We start from the raw sequence: 23,842 nt of genomic DNA, 5'->3' as shown, positions 1-23,842 counted from the left end.
CGACAGTCGCTCCAGAAGGGTTGCGCGGCATGCTAGGACCCAGGCCCCCCAGTGTCAAGGCGCGATAGACGGCCCCTTGCAACACCCATTTACCTTGCGTACAATCGCGCACCCTGAACTTCCTGGGCAGCACCTGCCTTACGCAATTGCATTTGGGACGTCCATCCCATGCAGCCATGCCAGCCAATACCTCTTCTTATAAAGCGCTGGGTGAGCAGGATTATCGGAGAAATACCATGTCGTACGCAGTAATTGTTACTGGTGGCAAGCAATACAAAGTCGCCCCAGGTGAATACCTGAAGATCGAAAAACTGGAAGTCGCTACCGGCGAATCCGTTACTTTTGATCGCGTTCTGTTGGTCGCCAATGGCGATGACGTGAACATCGGCGCTCCAGTTGTTGCTGGCGCTACCGTTGTGGCTGAAGTGATCTCCCAAGGTCGTCACGATAAAGTCCGCATCATCAAGTTCCGTCGTCGTAAGCACCACATGAAGCGTATGGGCCACCGCCAGTGGTACACCGAGATCAAAATCACCGGTATTCAGGCTTAATTTCAGCCTAATTCCTCACTAGGAGAATTGACTCATGGCACACAAAAAAGCTGGTGGTAGTACCCGTAACGGTCGCGACTCAGAAGCCAAACGCCTTGGCGTTAAGATGTATGGCGGCCAGAAAATCATTCCGGGCAACATCATCGTGCGTCAGCGCGGCACCCAATTCCACGCCGGTTACGGTGTAGGCATGGGTAAAGATCACACCCTCTTCGCGAAAATCGAAGGCGTGATCAAGTTTGAAGTAAAAGGCGCGTTCAACCGCCGTTACGTGAGCGTTGTCGCAGCTTAATTGCGAGATCGCTGGAAAAGCCCTGTCTTGCGACGGGGCTTTTTCGTTTGTGGAGTGAGTCTCTTGCAAAGCTGTTTGTAATGGGCTCAGGCGCTGGTTTGCGGTCGCTGATTGAGGTCGCTGCGCTCATTTTTGCAAGAGTCTTATGTCTTGGTTTCTTAAGCTCGTCCATGCGACGAGAGGCGTTTTGTTATGAAGTTCGTTGATGAAGTTTCCATCCGAGTAAAAGCAGGCGACGGCGGTAACGGTTGCATGAGTTTCCGTCGCGAAAAATTCATCGAAAACGGTGGCCCCAACGGCGGTGACGGCGGTGACGGCGGTTCCATCTACATGATGGCCGACGAAAACCTCAACACCCTGGTCGACTACCGTTACACCCGGCACTTCGATGCCGAGCGTGGCTCCAACGGCGGCAGCACCGACTGCACCGGTAAGAAAGGCGAAGACCTGGTACTGCGCGTACCGGTCGGCACCACGATCATCGACTCTGCCACCCAGGAAGTGATCGGCGACCTGACCAAGGCCGGCCAGAAACTGATGGTAGTGCAGGGCGGCTGGCACGGTCTGGGTAACACCCGATTCAAGTCCAGTACCAACCGTGCGCCACGCCAGACCACGCCAGGCAAGCCGGGCGAGCAGCGTGACCTCAAGCTGGAAATGAAAGTACTCGCTGACGTGGGCCTGTTGGGTCTGCCGAACGCTGGTAAAAGTACCTTCATCCGTTCGGTCTCGGCCGCCAAGCCGAAAGTCGCCGACTACCCGTTCACTACCCTGGTGCCAAACCTGGGTGTGGTCAGCGTCGACCGCTGGAAAAGCTTTGTGATCGCCGACATTCCCGGCCTGATCGAAGGCGCTTCCGATGGCGCAGGTTTGGGGATTCGCTTCCTCAAGCACTTGTCGCGTACCCGTCTGCTGCTGCACCTCGTCGACATGGCCCCGTTGGATGACACCAGCGCGCCGGACGCCGCCGAAGTGATTGTCAGCGAGCTGACCAAGTTCAGCCCGTCCCTGGCTGAGCGTGATCGCTGGCTGGTGCTGAACAAGTGCGACCAGATTCTTGAAGAAGAGCACGAAGAGCGCGTCAAGGAAATCGTTGACCGCCTGGAGTGGGAAGGTCCGGTCTACGTGATCTCGGCTATCGCCAAAGAAGGCACCGAGCGCCTGACCCGCGACATCATGCGTTACCTCGAAGACCGCGCCGACCGCCTGGCGGCCGACCCGGTGTTCAAGGCCGAACTGGCCGAACTCGACCAGCGCATCGAAGACGAAGCCCGTGCCCAGTTGCAAGCCCTGGACGACCAGCGTGCCTTGCGCCGCAGCGGCGTGAAGTCGGTCCATGACATCGGCGACGATGATTGGGACGAGGAAGATGTGGATGATGAAGACGGTCCGGAAATCATTTACGTGCGTGATTGATCCGTTGCGATAAACTTGAACGCCGCTCCCTGGAGCGGCGTTTTAGTATCCGGGTTTAACGTTATGGGCCGCGCTGGGTCGCGCAGCCCTCAATCTAAGGTTGAAGATGATGCGGAGCAAAGTGACAGGTGCGCAGCGCTGGGTCGTAAAGATCGGCAGTGCGTTGCTGACGGCGGATGGCAAGGGGCTGGATCGTGCAGCCATGAGCGTCTGGGTCGAGCAGATGGTGGCCTTGCATGAGGCCGGTGTGGAGTTGGTGCTGGTGTCGTCCGGAGCGGTTGCCGCCGGGATGAGCCGCCTCGGTTGGACCGCGCGACCCAGCGCGATGCACGAACTGCAAGCCGCCGCCGCCATCGGCCAGATGGGCCTGGTGCAAGCCTGGGAATCCAGCTTCGCCGATCACGGCCGCCACACGGCGCAGATCCTGCTGACCCACGACGACCTGTCCGACCGCAAGCGCTACCTCAACGCCCGCAGCACCTTGCGCGCCCTGGTGGAGCTCAAGGTCATTCCGGTGATCAACGAGAACGACACCGTGGTCACCGACGAAATCCGTTTCGGCGACAACGACACCCTGGCCGCCCTGGTGGCCAACCTGGTGGAAGCCGATCTGCTGGTGATCCTTACCGACCGCGACGGCATGTTCGACGCCGACCCACGCAACAACCCCGACGCGCAGTTGATCTACGAAGCCCGCGCCGATGACCCGGCACTGGACGCCGTGGCCGGCAGCGTTGGCGGCGCTCTGGGCCGTGGCGGCATGCAGACCAAGCTGCGCGCGGCGCGCCTGGCGGCACGTTCCGGTGCGCACACCATCATCGTCGGCGGGCGCATCGAGCGCGTGCTGGACCGCCTGAAGGCCGGTGAGCGCATCGGTACGCTGTTGTCGCCAGAGCGCGGCATGTTGGCGGCGCGCAAACAGTGGCTGGCCGGTCATCTGCAAACCCGTGGCACCCTGGTGCTGGACGATGGCGCAGTGTCTGCACTGTCCCAAGGCAACAAAAGCCTGCTGCCGGTCGGCGTCAAGTTGGTGCAGGGCAGTTTCCGCCGTGGCGAGATGGTGGTATGCGTGGCGCCGGATGGTCGTGAGATTGCCCGCGGCCTGGCCAATTACAGCGCCCTCGAAGCACAGAAAATCATTGGACAATCCTCTGATGCGATTGTCGGACTCTTGGGTTACATGGCCGAACCAGAACTGGTTCACCGCGATAACCTGATCCTGGTCTAAACAAAGGAATACACAATGCGTGTCATGAAAGGATTGCTCGGCCTGCTGCTGGCCATGCCGTTGTTGGCCTGCGCCGAAGAAGTCGGCCAGGTGTCTACGGTGTTCAAGTTTGTCGGCCCCAACGACCGGATCGTCGTTGAAGCCTTTGATGACCCCAAGGTCGACGGCGTGACGTGCTACCTGTCTCGCGCCAAGACCGGCGGCGTCAAAGGCGGCCTGGGCCTGGCCGAAGACCGCGCTGAAGCCTCGATCGCCTGCCGTCAGGTTGGCCCGATCCGCTTCAAGGGCGAGCTCAAGGATGGCGACGAAGTGTTCAAGGAGCGCACCTCCCTGGTGTTCAAGACCATGCAGGTGGTGCGCTTCCTCGACAAGAAGCGCAACACCCTGGTTTACCTGGTATACAGCGACCGCCTGATCGAAGGCAGCCCGCAGAACGCCGTGACAGCGATTCCGATTTTGCCCTGGCCGACCGCTCAGTAACCTGCAGGCGAGTTTTGCAACGGGCGTCTATGATTGCAGGCTTGCGGGTTGTAATCTCGACGTGCCGCAATGCGAAGAACATGGGATATCTGGAGTTCGTCATGAGTGCTTTCCACGACCTGAAACTCAAAGCTTTGGACGGACAAGAGCTGCCGCTGGCGCCCTTCAAGGGGCGGGTGGTACTGGTGGTCAACGTGGCCTCCAAATGTGGCTTGACCCCGCAATACGCCGCGCTGGAAAACCTCTACCAGCAATACAAGGACCAAGGCTTTATCGTGCTTGGCCTGCCGTGCAATCAATTTGCAGGCCAGGAACCGGGCACCGAGGAAGAAATCCAGGAATTCTGCAGCCTGAATTACGGGGTGACCTTCCCGTTGGGCAGCAAGCTTGAAGTCAATGGGCCTGATCGTCATCAGCTGTACCGCTTGCTGGCAGGCGAGGGGGCCGAGTTTCCTGGGGATATCACCTGGAACTTCGAGAAGTTCTTGCTGGGCAAGGATGGGCGAGTGCTTGCACGATTCTCCCCGCGCACCGCGCCGGATGATCCGACGATCGTCCAGGCCATCGAAAAAGCCCTGACCTGAATACTTCCCCTTGTAGCACCGAGCTTGCTCGCGAAAAGCCTGAGCGCGCTACGTTCACCCAGAATGTCCCGGGTTATCGTTGGCGATTTTCGCGAGCAAGCTCGCGCCTACCGTGATCAAGGCGCTTTTACCCTTTAATCACTCAGATCAATAGTGCTGTTCAGGTTCGCCCACGGTCAATATTATCCACATCATAAACCCCGTCTTCCGTGGAGTGCCCCATGCCCGTCCAAGCCTTGTTCAAACCCTTCCAGCTCGGTGCATTGCAACTGTCGACCCGTGTCGTCATGGCGCCGATGACCCGTTCGTTCTCGCCTGGTGGCGTACCCAGTTCCAGCGTGATCGAGTACTACCGCCGACGCGCCGCTGCCGGCGTGGGCCTGATCATCACCGAAGGCACCGTGGTCGGCCATCAAGCCTCGAATGGTTACCCCAACGTGCCGCACTTCTACGGTGAAGCTGCTCTGGCTGGCTGGAAGAACGTCGTCGACGCGGTACACGCCGAAGGCGGCAAGATCGTCCCGCAGCTGTGGCATGTGGGCAGCGTGCGTCGGATCGGCACCGAGCCGGATGCCAGCGTGCCGGCCTATGGCCCGATGGAAAAACTCAAGGATGGCAATGTGGTCGTGCACGGCATGACCCATCAAGACATCAAGGAGGTGATCAATGCCTTCGCCCAAGCCGCCAAGGATGCCCAGAGCATCGGCATGGACGGCGTTGAAATCCACGGCGCCCATGGCTATTTGGTCGATCAGTTCTTCTGGGAAGGCAGCAACCAGCGGACTGACGAATACGGCGGCAGCCTGGCCAACCGTTCGCGTTTTGCCATTGAGCTGATCCAGGCCACCCGCGCCGCGGTCGGCCCGCAATTTCCGATCATCTTCCGTTTCTCCCAATGGAAGCAGCAGGACTACACCGCGCGCCTGGTGCAAACCCCAGAAGCCCTGGGCGAATTCCTCAAGCCACTGGCCGACGCGGGCGTGGATATTTTCCACTGCTCCACGCGTCGTTTCTGGGAGCCGGAGTTCGAAGGTTCCGACCTTAACCTGGCCGGCTGGACACGTCTGCTCACCGGCAAGCCGACCATCACCGTGGGCAGCGTCGGCCTGGACGGCGAGTTCCTGCAGTTCATGGTCAACACCGACAAGGTCGCGCAACCGGCCAGCCTGGAGAAACTGCTGGAGCGCTTGAACAACGATGAGTTCGACCTGGTCGCTGTGGGCCGTGCGCTGTTGGTCGATCCGGATTGGGCGGTGAAGGTGCGTGAAGGCCGTGAGGGCGACATTCTGCCGTTCAGTCGTGAGGCGTTGACGACCCTGGTGTAAGCGGCGACAGGGCGGGCACCGGGTGCCCGTCCTTGCAGACCCCGCGCAGTTGTCGCTCAAACTGCTCGATAATCGCCGGCCAACCCTGGCGGCTCGCATGTTGACGCGCATTCAGGCGCATGCGGCGCAGACTTTCAGCGTCCTCCAGCAGCCAGTTGGCCGCCTCGCAAAACGCGTTCTCGTCCCCCGGCATCGCCAATACACCGTTGTAGCCATGGCGAATATGCTGGGTCGCGGCGGCTTGGTCGTAGGCCACCACACCCAGCCCCGACGCCATTGCTTCCAGCACAACGTTGCCGAAGGTTTCGGTCAGACTGGGGAACAGAAACACATCGCCTGACGCGTAATGCCGCGCCAGTTCCTCACCGCGCAAGGTCCCGCAGAAGATCGCCTCTGGCAGCTCCTTCTCCATCGTCGCGCGTTGCGGGCCATCACCGACGATGATCAGTTTCATCTGGCGCAGTGGATAGGTGTCCTGCAACGTCTCGAAGCAGCGCTTGAGCAGCCCCAGGTTTTTTTCCTGGGCCAGCCGGCCCACATAGAGCACGGCGGTTTGCTCGCTGTTTAATGCCCAGCTTTTCCGCAGCGCGTTATCGCGTTTGGCGGGATGGAACAGCTGGCTGTCCACGCCGCGTGACAACATGCCCAGGCGCTCGAAATGCCGGCGTTCCAGCTCCAGGCGCTGGCTGGCGCTGGGCACCAGGGTCAGGGTCGAGCGGTTATGAAACCAGCGCAGGTAGTGGGTGACCATCCGGCTCAGCAGGCTCAAGCCGTATTGGTTGGAGTACTGCTGGAAGTTGGTGTGAAAACCGCTGACCACGCTGATCCCCAGGCGGCGTGCGGCGCGCAGGGCGGACAGGCCCAGTGGCCCCTCCGTGGCGATGTACAGCACGTCCGGGCGCTGACGGGTCCAGCGCCGCAGCAACTTGTGCATCGACGACTGCCCCCATTGCAGGCCTGGATAACCCGGCAGCGGCCAGCCACGGCACAGCAGCAACGCATCGTCGCTGGGGCGGCTCTGGTCGACGCCTTGGCGCGGGCGCACCAGTTCGACTTGATGGCCACGGGCACGCAAACCCTCGCACAGGCGACCAAGGGTATTGGCCACCCCGTTGATCTCTGGCGGGAAGGTTTCGGTAATAAGGGTGATGTGAAGCGAAGCTGTCGTCATGACCCACAGTCTCGCCGTGGGCCATGTCGTCATTGTGTCATCGAGATGATGGATTTATGACTGGGTCACTTTCTGCTGCTGTGCCATCGCCTCGGCCCCTTGTTCACGTACCCAGAACAACGTGGCTCCCGCCACCGCGGCCGGCATCATCAACAGGTTGACCACCGGCACCAGCAGCACCAGGTAGACGATCCCGCCGAAGCTCATGCTCTGCCAGCGTTTCTGCCGCAACCAGGCGAGCATTTCGTTCCAGCCCAGTTTGTGGTTGTCCGCCGGGTAGTCGATGTATTGGATCGCCATCATCCACACGCCGAACAGCAACCACAGGGGGGCGGCGATCAGGTTGACCACCGGAATGAACGACAGGATAAACAGGCCGATGGCCCGGGGCAGGAAATAGCCCAGCTTGCGCATCTCGCGAGCCAGGGTGCGCGGGACCATGGCGATCAACTCGCCCCAGCTGAAGGCCGGGAAGTCATCGGTGCCGCGCACCACCACTTCTACTTTCTCCGAGAGAAAGCCGTTGAAGGGCGCTGCGATGATGTTGGCGAGCATGGTGAAGGTGAAAAACACCATCAGCACCACCAGCACGACGAACAGGGGCCAGAGCAGGTAATTCAGAAAACCCAGCCAGCTCGGCAGCGTCGGCATCAGATGGTCGACCCACAAACTGAACTGATGGCCGGCGAAATAGATCAAGCCGACGAACAACACCAGGTTGATCGCCAGCGGCAGCAGCACAAACAGGCGCAAGCTGGGACTCAACACCAGTTTGAGGCCTTCGCGCAGGTATTGCGGGCCGGAAAGAGCGGGGGCGGGCATGGAGAACTCCGAACAAGGGGACGAACGCGCCGACCTTACCGGCTTTGCATCTTGGGCGAAAGCGGCGACATCAGCAGTAACAAAGGCATCGATCAATCTAGCCGACAGCATAGAGACCACCTATGAGCTGGATTGTTATTCCGTATTTCCTTAATCTTGCCCCCCTCGATACGCTGCACCCATTATTTTTCAGGGCCTGCGAGTTCAAGCCTTCCCCAAGTGCTTCGTGGTCCCTTTTTTATTCCAGCCGCCTTGTAGTCCAGGTGGTCGATAGGAGTGAGTCATGTCTGATACCCGTCATTCGCGAGTGATTATTCTCGGTTCCGGCCCTGCCGGTTACAGCGCTGCCGTTTACGCTGCCCGGGCCAACCTCAAGCCACTGCTGATCACCGGCATGCAGGCGGGTGGTCAGCTGACCACCACCACCGAAGTCGACAACTGGCCGGGCGACGTCCACGGCCTCACCGGCCCGGTGCTCATGGAGCGTATGAAAGAACACGCCGAGCGCTTCGAAACCGAGATCGTGTTTGATCACATCAACCAGGTCGATTTCTCCAAGAAGCCTTACAGCCTGACCGGCGACAGCGGCGTGTACACCTGTGACGCGTTGATCATCGCTACTGGCGCCAGCGCCCGTTACCTGGGACTGCCGTCGGAAGAAGCGTTCATGGGCAAGGGCGTTTCCGCCTGCGCGACCTGCGACGGTTTCTTCTACCGCAACAAGCCAGTCGCCGTGGTCGGTGGTGGCAACACTGCCGTGGAAGAAGCACTGTACCTGGCCAACATCGCCAGCACCGTGACCCTGGTTCACCGCCGCGAGACCTTCCGCGCCGAGAAGATCCTGATCGACAAGCTGCACGCCCGTGTGGCTGAAGGCAAGATCATCCTCAAGCTCAACGCCACCCTGGACGAAGTCCTGGGCGACAACATGGGCGTGACCGGTGCCCGCCTGAAGAACAACGACGGCAGCTTCGACGAGTTGAAAGTCGACGGCGTGTTTATCGCCATCGGCCACACTCCGAACACTTCGCTGTTCGAGGGCGTGCTGGAAGCCAAAGACGGTTACCTGGTCGTTCAGGGCGGCCGCGAAGGCAATGCCACTGCCACCAACATCGAAGGTATCTTCGCTGCCGGTGACGTGGCCGACCACGTCTACCGCCAGGCCATCACCTCGGCCGGCGCCGGTTGCATGGCGGCACTGGATGCCGAGCGTTACCTCGACGGTTTGAAGGACGCTTCGTTCTAAACCGTTGAAACGAAAAAACCGGCTGAGAGGCCGGTTTTTTTATGCGCGCAATTCAAGTCGCACCACAGTTTCGATGTGTCAACCCAATCACTGTGGGAGCTGGCTTGCCTGCGATAGCGTCGTGTCAGCCACCACGGCCATCGCGGGCAAGCCCGGCTCCCACATTAACCGGGTTATCAAATTGAATCAGCGGCGGGTCAGTGGCTGCGCGGCAAACTTCACCCCAGCCAGCCCATGCTTGATCAGCGCCCGGATATTGCCATGGTCGCTGCCCTCAGGCGTCGCCAGCACCGAACGGTAATGCTCGCCAAACGCCAGCAGCGCTTCCTGGTCGCTCAGGCCTTCCAACAGGGCCAAACCCAAGGTCTTGCACGAGCCTTCGTTCTGCCCAGCGGCGTTTTCCACGTCGCCATTGGTAAAGGCTTGTGGCTGGTAGTCATAACCTGCGGCGACAAAGGCCAGCGTATCGGCAAAAACATGTTCGCCGCTGTCGAGGCTGGCGCGCAGGGTGTTCAAATCAGTCATGGGTTTTTCCTTTGGCGAACGCCGCCTGTTGGTCGGCGCTGGCTTCTTTCTGGTATTGGGCTTTCCACTCGGCGTACGGCATGCCGTACACCACTTCACGGGCGTCATCGAGGCTCAGCTCGATCTGGCGCTCGTCGGCCTCGGCCTTGTACCACTTGGACAAGCAGTTACGGCAGAAGCCCGAGAGGTTCATCAGGTCGATATTCTGCACATCCTTGCGGCTGTCCAGGTGCGCCACCAGCCTGCGGAAGGCAGCGGCTTCGAGTTCGAGGCGTTGTTGGTCGTTCATAGGGCTCACTGACAATTCAGGGGTTAGCGGCTGGCCGCCAGGGTAATCGACACCGACTCGGCAAAGCGCAGCGCATGGGGCTTGTCCACTTCGACTTCGGCGTACAGCACCGACTCATTGCTCATCACCAGGTCCAGCAGCTCCTGGGTCAGGCGCTCCAGCAAGGCAAAGCGGTTGCCCTCGACGTGGGCAATGATCGCCTTGGTGATGGTGCGGTAATTCAAGGCGTGGTCAATGTCATTGTCGCGCACGGCTTCCTGGGCGGCATACAGGATGGTCAGGTTGATCAGCACATCCTGCTTGTTGAGGATCTCGTCCTCGTTGATGCCGATGTAAGTGCGCAGGCACAGGTCCTTGACCCGGATGCGCGCCATGCCTGGTTGAAGTTGTGGCATTGCTACTTGCTCCGTCCGATCAGTTGCAGGAACTCCATGCGCGTGGTGTTCGACTCGCGGAACGCGCCGAGCATCACCGAGGTGTTCATGGTTGAATTCTGTTTTTCCACACCGCGCATCATCATGCACATGTGCTGGGCTTCGATCACCACGGCCACGCCGGCGGCCTGGGTCACGTCCTGGATTGCGTCGGCGATTTGCCGCGTGAGGTTTTCCTGGATCTGCAGGCGCCGAGCGTACATGTCGACGATGCGCGCCAGCTTCGACAGGCCCAACACCTTGCCGGTGGGGATGTAGGCCACGTGGGCCTTGCCGATGAAGGGCAGCAGGTGGTGTTCGCACAGCGAGTACAACTCGATGTCCTTGAGGATCACCATCTCGTCATTGTCAGAGGTGAACAGCGCGCCGTTGACGATGTCTTCAAGGCTCTGCTCGTAGCCGTGACACAGGTACTGCATGGCCTTGGCAGCGCGCTTGGGCGTATCGAGCAAGCCTTCGCGCTCCGGGTCTTCGCCCAGGCCTTTGAGGATTTCGCGGTAGTGGTGGGGCAGGGTCATACAACATCCTCACAAACGGCTTACTTGATATGCCGCCCGCCGTTGACGGTCAGGGTGGTACCGGTGACATAAGGGTTGTCCAGCAGGTAACGCATGCTCTGGTAAATCACCTCGGGCCCGGGCTCGATGCCCAGTGCCGACTTGGCCAGCACCTTGGCGCGATAGTCTGCGTCGTCGCCGTCGTTGAACATCACCATCGCCGGCGCGATGCCGTTGACCTTGATCAGCGGCGCGAACTGCGCGGCAAACGACAACGTGAGGCTGTCGAGCCCGGCTTTGGTGGCGCAATACGCGATGTGCTGGCGGCTGCCCTTGCGCACCACGTCATCGCTGATGTGCACAATGTCGGCGGGGGAAGAGCGTTGCAACAAGGGTGAACAATGCAGGTTGATCAGGTACGGCGCAAGCATGTGCACGCTGAACATGTCGGTAAAGGCGCGGCTTTCGTCGTCGGGCGTTTCGGCGATCCAGGCCGAGGCGTTGTGAATGATCGCGCGCAGGCTCTGGGTATGGGTGTTCAATTCAGCGATAAACGCCAGGATACCGGCCTCACTGGAGAAATCGGCAAACACCCCCACCGCACCACGTGCGCGCAGGGCTTGCACGCCGGGTCTCTCGCTGCGGTAGCTGAAAATCACCGGGTGGCCTTCATCCAGCAGGCGCTGGGCGCAATGCAGGCCGACACGCTGGCCGGCGCCGGTGATCAGGATCGGGGCGTTCGTTGCAGTCATGGGAGGCTCGAGTCGCTGGCAGATTGAAACTATACCAGCGACCGGGCGCCCCTGTACTCACGCGGCGGCTTCAGCGACCTTGCGTGGCGGGGAGGGATGCAGCCAATTGGCTAACAGATGCGTCGACAGCGGGATGAACCAGTACACCATCAGCGGCGTCAGGGCCATGGTGCTGACCAGTACGCGCGGCGCCAGGTCGAGTCCGTTGAGCAAGGGCCCCAGGACAAAGTTGAACAGCAACGACACCGGGAAAAACGCCAGCCAGATCGCCACTGCCTGCTTCCAGCGTGGAGGGCGGGCGCCGACTGCGCCAAACCAGCCATCGATACCACGTACGCGGTGCTCGGACGGGTCTGCAAACAGCTCGCTGCCACGGCTCAACCAGGCGCTGCGGGAAGCCGAAAACTCCCAGGCATGCAGAGTCTGTTCATCGGCGAAGCGGAAAATGATCTGGAATTCATCATCGTTGGGCGGCGGTGCAAGGACACCCGAGCCCAGGTAGCCGGGAAAGTCCGTGGCCAATTGCTCGCCTTCGCGCAGCCAGGCCATCAGTTCTTCGTAGCGCCCTTTGGCCACGCGGCGCGCAACCATCAAGGTGACGGGAGAGGTAGACATTGTGTATCTCCAAATAAGGGGGCACGTGACCGGGTAGGTACGGCACCAGGTGCAGTCGCGGGGTGATGCGGCTGCGCCTTGAAAAAGCAGGCAAGGATTATTCCTGTTTTAGTGAAATACGCCAGACACTTCTGTCGGTTCGCTGCGCAGCTTGAATCGTTCAACCGAAAAAGCGTTAAATGGGGCCCATATCGACATGGATGTTCTTGACCTCTGATGCCCGAAACTATTGCTCCGCAGCGCGAAACAACCACTGACCGCATCGCTGTTTCCGATGATCTTTTGCCGATTCGCGAAGTGGCTCGTCTGACGGGCGTCAACCCGGTCACCCTGCGGGCCTGGGAGAGACGGTACGGCCTCATCCAGCCGATCCGCACCGAAAGTGGGCATCGTTTGTACTCGCGCACCGATATCGACACGGTGCACCGCATTCTCGACTGGATCGAGCGCGGCGTCGCGGTGAGCAAAGTGGGCAGGATCCTCGCGCGCGGCGAGCCGCTCCGCGAACCCGGTACGGTTTCTGAAGATGGCGTGGAGTGGGCTCAGTGGCACGGGCAATTGCGCAACGCAATCAGCGCGTTCGATGACTGCCAACTGGATCGGCTGTACGGCCAGATTTTTTCCGCCTACCCCCTCGCCGTGGTCTTTCAAGACATTCTCATGCCGCTCTGGCAGGAATTGTTGCGTCATCAAGGGCGCTTCGGCCAGGCCAGCGAGTGGCTGTTCTTCGATAATTTCTTGCGTTCACGCACCGCGCAACGTCTGCAGGTGTTAGCCGCCGCGCCGCTGCCTCGGGTTCTGCTGGCAGCCATTGCCGGGGAATGCCGCGAGCTGGAGGTGTTGGTGGCAGGCCTGCTGCTGACGGGTGAAAAGCTCGCTGTAAAGATCCTGGGGGTGGGCCAGCCATTCGACGAACTGACACTGGTCTGTGAGAAGACCCATCCGCAAGCCTTGGTGCTGTTTTCCAATCGCGCCCCCAGCAATGAACTGCCGTCGCGGCTCAAGCGGCTGGCGCTGACCATCGATTGTCCATTGCTGCTGGCCGGTGACGCCGCGGACTTGGTGCAGGAGCGCCTCGCTGGCTCGTCAATCGGCTGCCTGGGCAATGATGGCCCGCTGATGCAGCGGCGCTTGCAGCAATTCCTGAGCGGTAGCCTGGATACCTGATATCAAGCGTGCACTTCAGGATGAGCGAGGCGGTGCTGGTGCAGGATGAACTGGCGCAGGCGCTCGGTTTCATCGGCGACGTCTTGGCTGAGCCGATAAGCGAACAGGCCGCGTGCGGTTTCCCGTTCGAACGTTCCGCGCACCGCGATGCGTTCGTAACCCGAAGGGCTGAACCATAGGGAAAAGGTTTTCGGCGGCTTGATCCGGCCGCGAATTTCTACCAGCACACCCTTGAATGACACCTCATGTACCCACAGCGCGCCCGGGTTGCCCCTGACATTTTCCAACGCCACCGGGGTCTCGAGTGCGAGGCGCCACGGCCGGATCATTGGCCCGTCCTCGAAAATACTCGGCACGCCCAGGCGCAGGTGAACGGCATGAAATTCATCTTCCACCAAGTGCAGTGGGAAGGTGAGCTGCTGGTTGTCGAACTGCGCCTGGATGGTGACGTGGTCGTGGGCCGCCAGGCGAGTGAGGAGGTCGCGAATCTGCGCACCGCCGTTGACCGTCAAGCTCGACGATGCATCACGCAGGTTCAATTGCGGATTGTGCTGCAGGGTCTGGATGAAATCCAACTCGTCCTGCGTCAGGAGTGCATCGCGTCGCATGGGGCTTGCTCAACGGGGGGCGGGAGGTGCTAAAACGCCATTATCCTCTTAATGAGCGTTTTTTCTAATTTTTGTTAGATCCACTCGTCGCTTTGAGTGCCGCCAGTTCAGCCTTGAGTTCTGCGACTTGCGCCTCCAGTTGAGCCACGCGCTGCTGGGCTTTGACCTGAACCGTCACGTCTTTTTGCACGCCGACGAAATACGTTTGTTTGTCCGCCGGGTTGTAAGTGGTGGACAGCGACAGCTCATTCCAGAAGTGCGTGCCGTCCTTGCGGTAGTTGCGCAAGGTTTCGCGGCAGCTTTCGCCGGCGCTGAGGGCCTCGCGAATGGCGATCAGAGCGGGCTGGTCGCGGTCACCGGACTGCAGGAAACGGCAATCCTGGTAGAGGATCTCGTCGCGGGTGTAGCCGGTGAGGCGCTCGAAGGCCGGATTGACATAGATCAGCGGCAGGTCCTTGCCTTCCCGTTCGGCAATAACGATGCCGTCATTCGAGGCATCAATGACCATTTGCATCAATTGGGCATTAATCATTCAGGTGGATCCATCCATTTGAGGAGTCGCAAGTTTAAGACAGCGTGGCAATCTTTCCAGCGGGCGTGACGTTTTTTTGTAGGGGGCGGTCGAGCTGCTAATATCCCACGCTTTCGCTCAACCACAGGATCAGATTGATGAAAGTCGCCATCCTTTCCGGCTCGGTCTACGGCACTGCTGAAGAAGTCGCCCGCCACGCTGCCGATATCCTCAATGCCGCCGGTTTCGAGGCCTGGCATAACGCTCGCGCCAGCCTGGCGGATGTACAGGCGTTTGCGCCGGACGCATTTCTGGCGGTGACCTCCACCACGGGCATGGGCGAGTTACCCGACAATCTGCAACCTCTGTACTCCGGCATTCGCGACCAACTGCCCGCCGCCTGGCGCGGCCTGCCGGGTGCGGTGATCGGCCTGGGCGACGCCAGCTATGGCGATACCTTCTGCGGCGGCGGCGAGCAAATGCGCGAGCTGTTTAGCGAACTGGGCGTGCGCGAAGTGCTGCCGATGCTGCGCCTGGACGCCAGCGAAAGCGTCACCCCGGAAGCCGATGCCGAACCGTGGCTGGCCGAGCTGGTCACTGCACTGCGCGGCTGACCGGAAACTCGCGCAACAACGCCAGCCAGGCCTGGGCGGCTTTTGACAGATACGCGCCCTCACGCCAGGTAAACGCAATGTCCCAGCGCAGGTAGTCGGGCGCCTTCAAGGTGAGGCGCACCACGCCCGGTCGCAACAGTCCACGGGCGACCACGCTGGGCAGCAGCACCACGCCCTGGCCGGCTGCGACCAGGGCGGCGAGGAAGTCAGCCTGGCCGCTGCGGCCGATTTCCCTCGGGGTGAAGCCCACCTGCTGGCAGGCCTGGATCAACCGATCATTGAGCACAAAGCTGCGCTGGTACATCAGAAACGGGGTGTCCGCCAGTTCCTCCAGGCGCACTTGGGCATTCTGCGCCAGGGGATGATCCATCGGCAGCAGGGCGTCGAGCGGTTCATCGCAGAAGGCTTGTCGGGCGAAGGCCGGATCACTTGAGTTCAGACAGCCGCCGACATCCAGTTCACCATTGAGAATCGCCTGTTCGATCGTGCGACTGCCACCTTCCAGCAACTGGATGGTGACGTTCGGGTAGCGCCTGCGGTACTCGGCAAACAGCCCGGCGAACAAGGTATCGCCCGCCAGTAGCGGCAAACCCAGGCGCAACTCGCCACGGGTCAGTTGCTGCATATCATCCAGCTCACTGAGCAATTCCGTCTGCAAACGCAGCATGGCTTCAGCCCGTTGCAGCACCACCTCCCCGGCGGCGGTCAGGCGGATGTGCGAACCGGTACGTTCCAACAGTGGCGTGCCCAGGCTTTGTTCCAGTTGCGCGACTTGTTTACTGACGGCGGATTGACTGATGTGCAGGGTTTTCCCGGCCTGAGTGAAGCCGCCCCGGTGGATCACTTCGACAAAGCTGCGCAGTTGTTTGAATTCCATCCCTTCAATTCCAAAGTGGAATAGCTGACAGTCTAACAATTCGCTGTGGGGATGGGGCAGGTCTCTCTAAAATGAAGGCCTGCGAGGACCCAAAGCCCATGAAACGTTTCACCCGTTTGTTGATTGAACTGATCGCGCTGCTGGCCATTTACCTGCTCGGTTGCCAGCTGGCCGTATGGCTGACGCTGCCGATCCCCGGTGGCGTGGTGGGTTTGGGACTGCTGCTGGCAACCTTCGCCAGCGGACTGATCAAGCCGGCTGCCCTGCAATTGGGGGCCGGTGTGTTGATGGCTGAGATGCTGCTGTTCTTCATTCCCGCGCTGATGAGCCTGCTGGACTATGGCGGCCTGTTGCGCAATGACGGCTGGCGCATCCTGCTGGTGATTGGCCTCAGCACCCTGGCAGTCATGCTGGTGACCGCGTTCACCGTCGAACTGGTGTGCCGTTGGAAGCTACGCCATGAAGTTTGAACTGATGCCGGTGTTCTGGCTCGCCTTGACCTTGAGTGCTTATATCTTCAGTCGCTGGATCTACCGCCGCACCGGGCGTTACCTATTGTCACCACTGATCCTGGTACCGGTGCTATTGCTGGCCGTGGCCGTGCCGATGAACACCGCCTACGCCGAATACTCTGCCGACACCCATTGGCTGATGCTTGTGCTTGGCCCGGTGACAGTGGCGTTCGCGGTGCCGATCTGGCAACAGCGCAAGTTGCTGGCGCGTTACTGGTCGGCCTTGTTGCTGGGCATGATCGCGGGCAGCGCAGCGTCCATTGCCACCTCGTTCGGTTTGGCCAAGGCCCTGGCGTTGGATCCCTCGGTAGCCCTTTCCCTAGTGCCACGCTCCATCACGACACCGTTCGCCATGCCGGTGTCCTCCGACCTTGGCGGCGTGCCGGAACTGACGGCTGTGTTTGTGATGTTCACCGGCGTGTTCGGCGCCATGCTCGGCGGTGTGCTGCTGAAGTGGTTGCCGCTGCGCACACCCTTGGCGCGCGGTGCGTTATTCGGCGTGGGCGCCCACGGCGCGGGCGTGAGCCGTGCCCATGAGGTGGGCGGCGAAGAGGGCTCCGTCGCAGGCTTGGTGATGGTGCTGACGGGCCTCCTCAACCTGTTCGCCGCGCCTTTATTGGCGGCACTTCTCTGACGTTGCGAGTACGAGATTGAACTATCCTCAACCCTGACTCGCACGGTCATCAAGCTGGCTGCCAAGGCAACTCCGGCAGCCTCAAGGTCTGACTAGACTGGCCCATCACTCAAAAAACAATAAGAAAATGCGCCAAGGAGGTCGTTGCCGTGAGCCTAGCCCCCGCTCTATCGCCACAGAATGTCAAAGATCAGGTCAGCGCCGCCGAGTGGCAAACCCGCGTCGACCTGGCAGCCTGTTATCGCCTGGTGGCGATGCACGGTTGGGACGACCTGATCTTCACCCATATCTCGGCCAAAGTGCCGGGCACCGATGACTTCCTGATCAACCCTTATGGGCTGATGTTCCATGAGATCACCGCATCGAGCCTGGTCAAGGTCGATCAGGCCGGCAACAAGCTGATGGACAGCCCCTACGAGATCAACCCGGCGGGCTATACCATCCACAGCGCCATCCATGAAGTGCGCCACGATGTAACCTGTGTGCTGCACACCCACACCGCCGCAGGGGTCGCAGTGGCGGCGCAGAAACAAGGTGTGTTGCCGATCAGCCAGCAGTCGATATTCGTGCTGTCGAGTCTGGCCTATCACGCCTACGAAGGCGTGGCGCTGAACCACGAAGAGAAGGCCCGCTTGCAGGCCGACCTGGGCGAAAACAATTTCCTGATGCTGCACAACCACGGCTTGCTGACCTGCGGCAGCACCATCGCCGACACCTTCTTGATGATGTTCACCTTCCAGCGCGCCTGCGACATCCAGGTGTTGGCGCAAAGCGGTGGCGTTGAACTGATCAACATCGGGCCGCAGATTCTCGCCGGCGCCAAGGCAATGGTGGCGGCGGTCACAAAGAGCGCACAAGGCATGGGGGGCGCGCTGGCCTGGCCGGCGTTGCTGCGCAAACTGGACAGCCTCGATCCCGGGTATAAAACCTGATGCCACTCACCGAGATCCCGCTCAGCGCCTGGCGCAAACGCAGCCAGACGTTCGACTTCCACGGCCGCACCCTTCGTTACTGGGTGGCGGGGCAGGGCGAACCGTTGCTGCTGATCCATGGCTTTCCCACCGCCAGCTGGGACTGGCACTACCTGTGGCAGCCCCTGGCCCAGCGCAATCTGGTGATTGCCTGCGACATGCTCGGTTTCGGCGACTCGGCCAAGCCACTGGATCACGGTTATTGCCTGCTGGAACAGGCAGATTTGCAGCAGGCACTGCTGGCACATTTGCGCGTAGAGCAGCCGGTGCATGTGCTGGCACACGACTACGGTGACAGCGTCGCTCAGGAACTGCTGGCCCGGCATTACGAAGGGCGCTTTCACATGGCCAGTTGCGTGTTTCTCAACGGTGGGCTGTTTCCCGAAACCCATCGCCCGGCACTGGTGCAAAAACTCTTGCTCAGCCCGTTGGGCTGGATGATCGGCCGCGCCTTCGGGCGCAATGCCTTGGCGAACAGTTTCAGCCAGATCTTCGGCCCCAACACCCGCCCCAGCGAAAGCGCCCTGGATGATTTCTGGAGCCTGATCGACTGCCATGACGGCACACGCATCCTGCACAAACTCATTGCGTATATCCCTCAGCGCGGGCGTATGCGTGAGCGTTGGGTGGCGGCGATGCAACGCGAGGAAGTGCCGCTGCGAGTGATCGATGGCGAGATGGACCCGATCTCGGGCGCTCATATGGTGGCGCGTTACTGCGAGTTGGTGCCCCACGCCGACACGGTGCTGTTGGCCAATATCGGGCACTACCCGCAGATCGAGGCGCCGGTGCAGGTGCTCAAGCATTACCTGGCGTTTCGCGAACGCATTGCTGGCCCGGTGAGGGAGCTGGCGTACCTGCGATAGCGTCGCGGCGATTCAACTCAAAGGCCGAGGCGCTTGCATCGTCGGCATGCCCGTTCCCACATGATCATCCCTCTGCCTTATCGAGCACCATTCAGGCTCAGCCGTGGTTATTGTGACCATGGCCCCCGTGCCTGACACTCGACCCATTCCCATTGTCGCCATTGGAGTTCGGTATGAGTGAGTCAGTGCAGTTTCAGGATAAGGTCGTGATCGTCACCGGTGCCGGCGGCGGGTTGGGCCGTGCCCATGCGCTGCTGTTCGCCAAACATGGCGCAAAAGTGCTGGTCAACGACCTGGGCGGTTCCACCCAGGGCGAAGGCGCCAGTGCCTCGGCCGCCGACCGCGTGGTGGCTGAGATTCGCGAAGCCGGCGGCATCGCCGAAGCCAATCATGACTCTGTCACCGACGGTGACAGGATTGTGCAGAATGCCCTCGACGCCTTTGGCCGTATCGATGTGGTGGTCAACAACGCTGGCATTCTGCGCGACAAGACCTTCCACAAAATGGACGACAGCGACTGGGACCTGGTTTACCGGGTGCACGTCGAAGGCGCCTACAAAGTCACCCGTGCCGCCTGGCCCCATCTGCGTGAGCAGGGTTACGGCCGGGTGATCTTCACCGCGTCCACCTCGGGCATCTATGGCAACTTCGGCCAGTCCAACTACGGCATGGCCAAGCTGGGTCTGTATGGGCTGACGCGCACCCTGGCGCTGGAAGGCCGCAAGAACAACATCCTGGTCAACGCCATTGCTCCCACCGGCGGCACGCGCATGACCGAAGGCCTGATCCCGCCGCAGGTGTTCGAGCGCCTCAAGCCGGAGCTGGTCAGCCCATTGGTGGTGTACCTGGGCAGCGAAGCCTGCCAGGAAACCTCGGGGTTGTTTGAAGTCGGCGGCGGCTGGATTGGCAAGACCCGCTGGGAGCGCAGCCTGGGCGTGGGCTTTGATCCGGAGGCGGGCTTCTCGCCCGATGATGTGGCGGCGCATTGGCAACAGATCTGCGACTTCGAGGGGGCAGCGCACCCCAAGGACAATATCGAAGCGCTGAAGGAGATGATGGCCAATTTGCAGAGATACAGCCTGTGATCGTTGCTTGAAAAAGCTTGAATCCTACGGGGCGCTGATGGCGCCCCGTTTTATTCCAGGCATAAAAAAGGCCGCTGCATAGGCAGCGGCCGAAGTAAGACGTTGGATCAAGGAGCGACAAATCAACGTCAGTGAACACCGGTAATAGACTGAAAACAGTCATCAATCTATGTAAATCTGGCTTTCCTTCCGGTTGAGGAAGCGGGCCGTTTGCCCTGAAAGCCCGATAAGAATAGCCGCTTGTAACAAAATGAGTAATGCCGATTCGTGACAAGGACTGTTGCTGAATCAGCAACAGTTTCGACGTTCTCCATACATTCCCCTGATAACCCGCCATCCATCCAATGCATGCCTGCGCCCGGAGCCCCGGCCAGAGCGCTCAGTCATCCTTTTGAGTGACAACACGAATCCCTCCTTGGTGCGCTTATCGCTCCTGATGGGCGGCAGTAGGGTGGGGCCTTCTGTCACTCACCGGGGAAGACGCATGACAAGAACAACAATGCGCGCCATCTTCAGGCCACAGGCGCTGGCCGCTGCGGTTGCGTTGGGTTGCTGTGCTCAGGCACAGGCTATTTCATTCAACATTGGCGAGATCGAAGGGCAATTCGATTCTTCGCTGTCGGTGGGTGCGAGCTGGGGCATGCGCGACGCCGATAAAAAGCTGGTGGGCACCGTCAACGGCGGTACCGGCCAGGCGTCTACCGGTGATGACGGGCGCTTGAACTTCAAGAAGGGCGAAACCTTCTCCAAGATCTTCAAGGGCCTGCATGACCTTGAGTTGAAGTACGGCGACACGGGTGTGTTCGTGCGCGGCAAGTACTGGTACGACTTTGAACTGAAGGATGAAGACCGCGAGTTCAAACCGATCAGCGACCACAACCGCAAGGAAGGCGCCAAGTCCAGCGGTGCGCAGATTCTGGATGCCTTCGTCTATCACAACTATTCGCTGGGTGATCTGCCGGGCACCGTGCGAGCGGGCAAGCAGGTGGTGAGCTGGGGCGAAAGTACCTTCATCGGTAACTCCATCAACAGCATCAACCCGATTGATGTGTCGGCGTTCCGCCGTCCGGGTGCCGAGATCAAGGAAGGGCTGATTCCGGTCAACATGCTGTTCGCGTCCCAGAGCCTGACCAATCAGCTGACGGTCGAAGGTTTCTACCAGTTGGAGTGGGACCAGACGGTGCTGGATAACTGCGGCACCTTCTTTGGTGGCGACGTGGCAGCGGACGGCTGCACCAACAACTACACCGTCGGGAACCCGGCAATCAGGCCATTGCAACCTGTGGCGGCGGCGTTCGGCCAAGGATTTGGCGCGACCAGTGAAGGGGTCATCGTACGTCGCGCCGGCGACCGTGATGCGCGGGATTCCGGCCAGTTCGGCGCCGCCCTGCGCTGGCTGGGGGATGACACCGAGTACGGCCTGTACTTCATGAACTACCACAGCCGCACGCCAACGGTGGGGACCATCACCAACAACACCAGCCTGGCCACCCTGGGTGCTATTTCCGGCACCGCCAACGGCATCGTGCCCGGCTCTGGCGCGGGCTTGGTCCAGAGCCTCATGCTCGGCCGTGGCCAGTACTACTTGGATTACCCGGAAGACATCCGCTTGTTCGGCGCCAGCTTCTCCACCACCTTGCCCACCGGCACCGCGTGGACCGGTGAGATCAGCTACCGGCCCAATGCCCCGGTGCAACTCAATACTACCGATCTGACCCTGGCCCTGATCAACCCCGTCGCCGGCCAGTTGGCCTCACCTATCCGCAGCAACTTCGGCGACGACAACAAAGGCTATCGCCGTAAAGAGATCACCCAGATCCAAAGCTCCATGACCCAGTTCTTCGACCAGGTCCTGGGCGCCGAGCGCCTTACGGTGGTCGGTGAAGCGGCCATCGTGCACGTCGCAGGACTGGAAGATAAAAGCAAACTGCGTTACGGCCGGGACTCGGTGTACGGCGCCTACGGTTTCCAGGGTGACACCGACGGTTTTGTCACCTCCACTTCCTGGGGCTATCGCGCGCGGGCGATCCTCGACTACAACAACGTGATTGCCGGGATCAACCTCAAGCCCAACCTGTCCTGGTCCCATGACGTCGCCGGCTATGGCCCCAATGGCCTGTTCAACAAGGGCGCCAAGGCCATCAGCGCGGGTGTCGACGCGGACTACCGCAACACCTACACCGCCAGCCTCAGCTACACCGACTTCTTTGGCGGCGACTACAACACCCTGACCGACCGCGACTTCCTCGCCCTCAGCTTCGGCGTGAACTTCTGATCTGGCTTAAACAAGGACAAACATCCATGCGTAAGACAATTGCAGTGTTGGCCCTGAGTCTGTTGGGCGCCAACGTGATGGCAGCGGTGTCGCCGGAAGAGGCGGCCAAGCTGGGCACCACCCTGACCCCGGTGGGCGCCGAAAAAGCCGGCAACGCCGACGGCTCGATTCCGGCGTGGACCGGCGGCATTCCGAAAAATGCCGGTGCGGTGGACAGCAAGGGCTTCCTGGCCGACCCGTTCGCCAGTGAAAAACCGCTGTTTGTGATCACCGCAGCCACCGTCGACAAGTACAAGGACAAACTCTCCGACGGCCAGGTGGCGATGTTCAAGCGCTATCCCGAGACCTATAAGATCCCGGTGTACCCAAGTCACCGCACGGTCAACCTGCCGCCGGAGATTTACGAGTCGATCAAGCGCAGTGCGCTGAACGTCAAGCCGATCAACGATGGCAACGGCCTGGAAAACTTCACCGGCAATCGCTACTACGCCTTCCCGATTCCCAAGAATGGCGTGGAAGTGCTGTGGAACCACATCACCCGTTACCACGGCGGCAACTTGCGGCGCATCATTACCCAGGCCACGCCGCAGACCAACGGCAGCTACACGCCGATCCGCTTCGAAGAGGAAGTGGCGGTGCCGCAGTTGATCCCGGACATGGACCCGGCCAAGGCGGCCAACGTGCTGACCTTCTTCAAGCAGTCGGTGACGGCCCCGGCGCGCCTGGCGGGCAACGTGCTGCTGGTGCATGAAACCCTCGACCAGGTAAAGGAGCCGCGCCTGGCGTGGATCTACAACGCCGGCCAGCGTCGCGTACGCCGCGCACCGCAAGTGGCGTATGACGGTCCGGGCACGGCCTCCGACGGTCTGCGCACCTCGGACAACTTCGACATGTTTTCCGGTGCCCCGGACCGCTACGACTGGAAGCTGGTCGGCAAGAAGGAGATGTACATTCCCTACAACAGCTACAAGCTCGACCAGCCGACACTCAAGTACGACGACATCATCAAGGCCGGCCACATCAATCAGGACCTGACTCGCTATGAGCTGCACCGCGTGTGGGAAGTGGTGGGCACGGTCAAGCCGAGTGAGCGGCATATCTACGCCAAGCGCCACATGTACATCGATGAAGACAGCTGGCAGGTGGCGCTGGTGGATCACTACGACGGCCGTGGCCAACTGTGGCGTGTCGCCGAGGGGCATGCGCAGTTCTACTACAACCACCAGACCCCGGCGTATACCGTGGAAACGCTGTACGACATTATCGCCGGGCGCTATATCGCGCTGGGCATGAAGAACGAGGAGAAGAGCAGTTTTGTGTTCGGTTTCAATGCCAAGGCGGCGGACTACACGCCAGCGGCATTGAGGGCTGAAGGCGTGCGCTGATCCCGATGTGAAATGCCCCCCACTGTGCGAGCGTGTTCGCACAGTGGGGGTGTATGCCTTGAATTTTATGCCCGCCAATCACCCTGCTGAATACTTCTTCAACAACCGCC

At 60.6% G+C, this 23,842-nt stretch carries 29 protein-coding genes; 18 read left to right on the top strand and 11 right to left on the bottom strand.

All coding sequences use genetic code 11. The features are described from left to right. Window positions 1–236 precede the first annotated feature (236 nt). The 7 genes from rplU (at window position 237) to BMZ57_RS27660 (ending at window position 5,876) form a co-directional block, all read left to right on the top strand. On the top strand, window positions 237–551 hold the full coding sequence (gene rplU, locus BMZ57_RS27690; protein WP_007950961.1) for a 50S ribosomal protein L21: 315 nt from the start codon (window positions 237–239) through the stop codon (window positions 549–551). Window positions 552–585: 34 nt separating this feature from the next. Then, on the top strand, window positions 586–843 hold the full coding sequence (rpmA, locus tag BMZ57_RS27685) for a 50S ribosomal protein L27 (protein WP_003176049.1): 258 nt from the start codon (window positions 586–588) through the stop codon (window positions 841–843). Between the two features lie 192 nt (window positions 844–1,035). Further along, window positions 1,036–2,259, top strand: coding sequence for an Obg family GTPase CgtA (gene cgtA, locus BMZ57_RS27680; protein ID WP_010206489.1), 1,224 nt, complete (start codon window positions 1,036–1,038; stop codon window positions 2,257–2,259). 109 nt (window positions 2,260–2,368) lie between these two features. Beyond that, entirely contained in the window at window positions 2,369–3,487 is a 1,119-nt protein-coding gene (gene proB, locus BMZ57_RS27675; RefSeq protein WP_031290869.1) for a glutamate 5-kinase, read from the top strand. Window positions 3,488–3,502: 15 nt separating this feature from the next. Then, the gene (locus tag BMZ57_RS27670; RefSeq protein WP_010206487.1) at window positions 3,503–3,967 is read left to right on the top strand and encodes a CreA family protein; all 465 of its coding nucleotides are present in this window, start codon (window positions 3,503–3,505) and stop codon (window positions 3,965–3,967) included. Between the two features lie 101 nt (window positions 3,968–4,068). Beyond that, the gene (locus tag BMZ57_RS27665) at window positions 4,069–4,551 is read left to right on the top strand and encodes a glutathione peroxidase (RefSeq protein ID WP_010206483.1); all 483 of its coding nucleotides are present in this window, start codon (window positions 4,069–4,071) and stop codon (window positions 4,549–4,551) included. 221 nt (window positions 4,552–4,772) lie between these two features. Then, complete coding sequence (locus BMZ57_RS27660; protein WP_021492154.1) at window positions 4,773–5,876, top strand: NADH:flavin oxidoreductase; 1,104 nt, start codon at window positions 4,773–4,775, stop codon at window positions 5,874–5,876. Here the strand turns inward: BMZ57_RS27660 and BMZ57_RS27655 are convergent. Both BMZ57_RS27655 and cysZ read right to left on the bottom strand, forming a co-directional pair. Further along, window positions 5,845–7,047, bottom strand: coding sequence for a glycosyltransferase family 4 protein (locus BMZ57_RS27655; RefSeq protein ID WP_010206476.1), 1,203 nt, complete (start codon window positions 7,045–7,047; stop codon window positions 5,845–5,847). The genes BMZ57_RS27660 and BMZ57_RS27655 overlap by 32 nt on opposite strands. A 54-nt stretch (window positions 7,048–7,101) precedes the next feature. Next, window positions 7,102–7,869 (bottom strand): sulfate transporter CysZ, encoded by a 768-nt coding sequence (gene cysZ, locus BMZ57_RS27650; protein ID WP_010206475.1) that lies wholly within the window; start codon window positions 7,867–7,869, stop codon window positions 7,102–7,104. On the opposite strand from cysZ, the gene BMZ57_RS29630 reads away from it, so the two are divergent. Both BMZ57_RS29630 and trxB read left to right on the top strand, forming a co-directional pair. Then, window positions 7,868–8,023, top strand: coding sequence for a hypothetical protein (locus BMZ57_RS29630; RefSeq protein WP_175439674.1), 156 nt, complete (start codon window positions 7,868–7,870; stop codon window positions 8,021–8,023). The genes cysZ and BMZ57_RS29630 overlap by 2 nt on opposite strands. Window positions 8,024–8,152: 129 nt before the next feature. Next, window positions 8,153–9,115, top strand: coding sequence for a thioredoxin-disulfide reductase (gene trxB, locus BMZ57_RS27640; RefSeq protein ID WP_010206474.1), 963 nt, complete (start codon window positions 8,153–8,155; stop codon window positions 9,113–9,115). 186 nt (window positions 9,116–9,301) lie between these two features. Here the strand turns inward: trxB and BMZ57_RS27635 are convergent, their stop codons facing one another. Genes BMZ57_RS27635 through BMZ57_RS27610 form a run of 6 tightly spaced genes read right to left on the bottom strand, consistent with a single transcriptional unit; the run spans window position 9,302 to window position 12,227 of the window. Next, complete coding sequence (locus tag BMZ57_RS27635; RefSeq protein ID WP_010206473.1) at window positions 9,302–9,640, bottom strand: HopJ type III effector protein; 339 nt, start codon at window positions 9,638–9,640, stop codon at window positions 9,302–9,304. Next, window positions 9,633–9,929 (bottom strand): DUF1244 domain-containing protein, encoded by a 297-nt coding sequence (locus BMZ57_RS27630; protein WP_010206472.1) that lies wholly within the window; start codon window positions 9,927–9,929, stop codon window positions 9,633–9,635. Before BMZ57_RS27630 ends, BMZ57_RS27635 begins: the two co-directional genes overlap by 8 nt. Window positions 9,930–9,952: 23 nt before the next feature. After that, the gene (gene folX, locus BMZ57_RS27625) at window positions 9,953–10,324 is read right to left on the bottom strand and encodes a dihydroneopterin triphosphate 2'-epimerase (protein ID WP_003176029.1); all 372 of its coding nucleotides are present in this window, start codon (window positions 10,322–10,324) and stop codon (window positions 9,953–9,955) included. Between the two features lie 2 nt (window positions 10,325–10,326). After that, window positions 10,327–10,881 (bottom strand): GTP cyclohydrolase I FolE, encoded by a 555-nt coding sequence (gene folE, locus BMZ57_RS27620; protein ID WP_010206467.1) that lies wholly within the window; start codon window positions 10,879–10,881, stop codon window positions 10,327–10,329. A 20-nt stretch (window positions 10,882–10,901) separates the two neighbouring features. Further along, window positions 10,902–11,612, bottom strand: a complete 711-nt coding sequence (gene folM, locus BMZ57_RS27615; protein WP_069673199.1) for a dihydromonapterin reductase — start codon at window positions 11,610–11,612, stop codon at window positions 10,902–10,904. Between the two features lie 57 nt (window positions 11,613–11,669). Continuing rightward, window positions 11,670–12,227, bottom strand: coding sequence for an antibiotic biosynthesis monooxygenase (locus BMZ57_RS27610; RefSeq protein WP_010206465.1), 558 nt, complete (start codon window positions 12,225–12,227; stop codon window positions 11,670–11,672). Between the two features lie 216 nt (window positions 12,228–12,443). Between BMZ57_RS27610 and BMZ57_RS27605 the strand changes: the two genes are divergently transcribed. Beyond that, the gene (locus tag BMZ57_RS27605) at window positions 12,444–13,394 is read left to right on the top strand and encodes a MerR family transcriptional regulator (RefSeq protein WP_069673200.1); all 951 of its coding nucleotides are present in this window, start codon (window positions 12,444–12,446) and stop codon (window positions 13,392–13,394) included. A gap of 2 nt (window positions 13,395–13,396) precedes the next feature. Here the strand turns inward: BMZ57_RS27605 and BMZ57_RS27600 are convergent, their stop codons facing one another. Both BMZ57_RS27600 and BMZ57_RS27595 read right to left on the bottom strand, forming a co-directional pair. Beyond that, window positions 13,397–14,002: a hypothetical protein gene (locus BMZ57_RS27600; protein WP_010206462.1), complete on the bottom strand. Its 606-nt coding sequence runs from the start codon at window positions 14,000–14,002 to the stop codon at window positions 13,397–13,399. A gap of 64 nt (window positions 14,003–14,066) precedes the next feature. Next, the gene (locus tag BMZ57_RS27595) at window positions 14,067–14,534 is read right to left on the bottom strand and encodes a PAS domain-containing protein (RefSeq protein WP_010206458.1); all 468 of its coding nucleotides are present in this window, start codon (window positions 14,532–14,534) and stop codon (window positions 14,067–14,069) included. Between the two features lie 137 nt (window positions 14,535–14,671). On the opposite strand from BMZ57_RS27595, the gene BMZ57_RS27590 reads away from it, so the two are divergent. Further along, complete coding sequence (locus BMZ57_RS27590; RefSeq protein ID WP_010206456.1) at window positions 14,672–15,127, top strand: flavodoxin; 456 nt, start codon at window positions 14,672–14,674, stop codon at window positions 15,125–15,127. Here the strand turns inward: BMZ57_RS27590 and BMZ57_RS27585 are convergent. Further along, entirely contained in the window at window positions 15,108–16,004 is an 897-nt protein-coding gene (locus BMZ57_RS27585) for a LysR family transcriptional regulator (RefSeq protein ID WP_010206455.1), read from the bottom strand. The genes BMZ57_RS27590 and BMZ57_RS27585 overlap by 20 nt on opposite strands. A 98-nt stretch (window positions 16,005–16,102) precedes the next feature. Between BMZ57_RS27585 and BMZ57_RS27580 the strand changes: the two genes are divergently transcribed. From BMZ57_RS27580 to BMZ57_RS27550, 7 genes are all read left to right on the top strand, one after another. Further along, window positions 16,103–16,474: a CidA/LrgA family protein gene (locus tag BMZ57_RS27580; protein WP_010206454.1), complete on the top strand. Its 372-nt coding sequence runs from the start codon at window positions 16,103–16,105 to the stop codon at window positions 16,472–16,474. Continuing rightward, a complete protein-coding gene (locus tag BMZ57_RS27575; RefSeq protein ID WP_010206453.1) occupies window positions 16,464–17,150 on the top strand; it encodes an LrgB family protein in 687 nt (228 codons plus the stop codon). The genes BMZ57_RS27580 and BMZ57_RS27575 overlap by 11 nt, the downstream gene beginning before the upstream one ends. 149 nt (window positions 17,151–17,299) lie before the next feature. Continuing rightward, complete coding sequence (locus BMZ57_RS27570) at window positions 17,300–18,082, top strand: class II aldolase/adducin family protein (protein ID WP_069673201.1); 783 nt, start codon at window positions 17,300–17,302, stop codon at window positions 18,080–18,082. Beyond that, a complete protein-coding gene (locus tag BMZ57_RS27565; protein WP_021492148.1) occupies window positions 18,082–18,987 on the top strand; it encodes an alpha/beta fold hydrolase in 906 nt (301 codons plus the stop codon). The genes BMZ57_RS27570 and BMZ57_RS27565 overlap by 1 nt, the downstream gene beginning before the upstream one ends. Before the next feature lie 173 nt (window positions 18,988–19,160). Next, window positions 19,161–20,072 (top strand): SDR family oxidoreductase, encoded by a 912-nt coding sequence (locus tag BMZ57_RS27560; protein WP_010206449.1) that lies wholly within the window; start codon window positions 19,161–19,163, stop codon window positions 20,070–20,072. A 484-nt stretch (window positions 20,073–20,556) separates the two neighbouring features. After that, window positions 20,557–22,347, top strand: a complete 1,791-nt coding sequence (locus tag BMZ57_RS27555) for a DUF1302 domain-containing protein (RefSeq protein ID WP_074900745.1) — start codon at window positions 20,557–20,559, stop codon at window positions 22,345–22,347. Between the two features lie 26 nt (window positions 22,348–22,373). Further along, window positions 22,374–23,732 (top strand): DUF1329 domain-containing protein, encoded by a 1,359-nt coding sequence (locus BMZ57_RS27550; RefSeq protein ID WP_069673202.1) that lies wholly within the window; start codon window positions 22,374–22,376, stop codon window positions 23,730–23,732. Window positions 23,733–23,842: the final 110 nt, after the last annotated feature.

Source organism: Pseudomonas simiae (genome assembly GCF_900111895.1).
Classification (GTDB): domain Bacteria; phylum Pseudomonadota; class Gammaproteobacteria; order Pseudomonadales; family Pseudomonadaceae; genus Aquipseudomonas; species Aquipseudomonas simiae.
The sequence above is the reverse complement of the archived record's forward strand: the minus strand, read 5'-3'. Positions and strand labels throughout refer to the sequence as shown.

What these genes read in the sequence shown, in the direction of transcription:
- BMZ57_RS27600 (WP_010206462.1), bottom strand. Translation starts at nt 14,002, where the DNA reads ATGCGACGCGATGCACTCCTGACGCAGGACGAGTTGGATTTCATCCAG.
- BMZ57_RS27555 (WP_074900745.1), top strand. Translation starts at nt 20,557, where the DNA reads ATGACAAGAACAACAATGCGCGCCATCTTCAGGCCACAGGCGCTGGCC.
- rpmA (WP_003176049.1), top strand. Translation starts at nt 586, where the DNA reads ATGGCACACAAAAAAGCTGGTGGTAGTACCCGTAACGGTCGCGACTCA.
- folM (WP_069673199.1), bottom strand. Translation starts at nt 11,612, where the DNA reads ATGACTGCAACGAACGCCCCGATCCTGATCACCGGCGCCGGCCAGCGT.
- proB (WP_031290869.1), top strand. Translation starts at nt 2,369, where the DNA reads ATGCGGAGCAAAGTGACAGGTGCGCAGCGCTGGGTCGTAAAGATCGGC.
- BMZ57_RS27580 (WP_010206454.1), top strand. Translation starts at nt 16,103, where the DNA reads ATGAAACGTTTCACCCGTTTGTTGATTGAACTGATCGCGCTGCTGGCC.
- folX (WP_003176029.1), bottom strand. Translation starts at nt 10,324, where the DNA reads ATGCCACAACTTCAACCAGGCATGGCGCGCATCCGGGTCAAGGACCTG.
- BMZ57_RS27610 (WP_010206465.1), bottom strand. Translation starts at nt 12,227, where the DNA reads ATGTCTACCTCTCCCGTCACCTTGATGGTTGCGCGCCGCGTGGCCAAA.
- BMZ57_RS27565 (WP_021492148.1), top strand. Translation starts at nt 18,082, where the DNA reads ATGCCACTCACCGAGATCCCGCTCAGCGCCTGGCGCAAACGCAGCCAG.
- BMZ57_RS27550 (WP_069673202.1), top strand. Translation starts at nt 22,374, where the DNA reads ATGCGTAAGACAATTGCAGTGTTGGCCCTGAGTCTGTTGGGCGCCAAC.
- BMZ57_RS27585 (WP_010206455.1), bottom strand. Translation starts at nt 16,004, where the DNA reads ATGGAATTCAAACAACTGCGCAGCTTTGTCGAAGTGATCCACCGGGGC.
- BMZ57_RS29630 (WP_175439674.1), top strand. Translation starts at nt 7,868, where the DNA reads ATGGAGAACTCCGAACAAGGGGACGAACGCGCCGACCTTACCGGCTTT.
- BMZ57_RS27660 (WP_021492154.1), top strand. Translation starts at nt 4,773, where the DNA reads ATGCCCGTCCAAGCCTTGTTCAAACCCTTCCAGCTCGGTGCATTGCAA.
- cysZ (WP_010206475.1), bottom strand. Translation starts at nt 7,869, where the DNA reads ATGCCCGCCCCCGCTCTTTCCGGCCCGCAATACCTGCGCGAAGGCCTC.
- BMZ57_RS27575 (WP_010206453.1), top strand. Translation starts at nt 16,464, where the DNA reads ATGAAGTTTGAACTGATGCCGGTGTTCTGGCTCGCCTTGACCTTGAGT.
- rplU (WP_007950961.1), top strand. Translation starts at nt 237, where the DNA reads ATGTCGTACGCAGTAATTGTTACTGGTGGCAAGCAATACAAAGTCGCC.
- BMZ57_RS27655 (WP_010206476.1), bottom strand. Translation starts at nt 7,047, where the DNA reads ATGACGACAGCTTCGCTTCACATCACCCTTATTACCGAAACCTTCCCG.
- cgtA (WP_010206489.1), top strand. Translation starts at nt 1,036, where the DNA reads ATGAAGTTCGTTGATGAAGTTTCCATCCGAGTAAAAGCAGGCGACGGC.
- BMZ57_RS27665 (WP_010206483.1), top strand. Translation starts at nt 4,069, where the DNA reads ATGAGTGCTTTCCACGACCTGAAACTCAAAGCTTTGGACGGACAAGAG.
- BMZ57_RS27630 (WP_010206472.1), bottom strand. Translation starts at nt 9,929, where the DNA reads ATGAACGACCAACAACGCCTCGAACTCGAAGCCGCTGCCTTCCGCAGG.
- BMZ57_RS27635 (WP_010206473.1), bottom strand. Translation starts at nt 9,640, where the DNA reads ATGACTGATTTGAACACCCTGCGCGCCAGCCTCGACAGCGGCGAACAT.
- BMZ57_RS27590 (WP_010206456.1), top strand. Translation starts at nt 14,672, where the DNA reads ATGAAAGTCGCCATCCTTTCCGGCTCGGTCTACGGCACTGCTGAAGAA.
- folE (WP_010206467.1), bottom strand. Translation starts at nt 10,881, where the DNA reads ATGACCCTGCCCCACCACTACCGCGAAATCCTCAAAGGCCTGGGCGAA.
- BMZ57_RS27595 (WP_010206458.1), bottom strand. Translation starts at nt 14,534, where the DNA reads ATGATTAATGCCCAATTGATGCAAATGGTCATTGATGCCTCGAATGAC.
- BMZ57_RS27560 (WP_010206449.1), top strand. Translation starts at nt 19,161, where the DNA reads ATGAGTGAGTCAGTGCAGTTTCAGGATAAGGTCGTGATCGTCACCGGT.
- BMZ57_RS27670 (WP_010206487.1), top strand. Translation starts at nt 3,503, where the DNA reads ATGCGTGTCATGAAAGGATTGCTCGGCCTGCTGCTGGCCATGCCGTTG.
- trxB (WP_010206474.1), top strand. Translation starts at nt 8,153, where the DNA reads ATGTCTGATACCCGTCATTCGCGAGTGATTATTCTCGGTTCCGGCCCT.
- BMZ57_RS27605 (WP_069673200.1), top strand. Translation starts at nt 12,444, where the DNA reads ATGCCCGAAACTATTGCTCCGCAGCGCGAAACAACCACTGACCGCATC.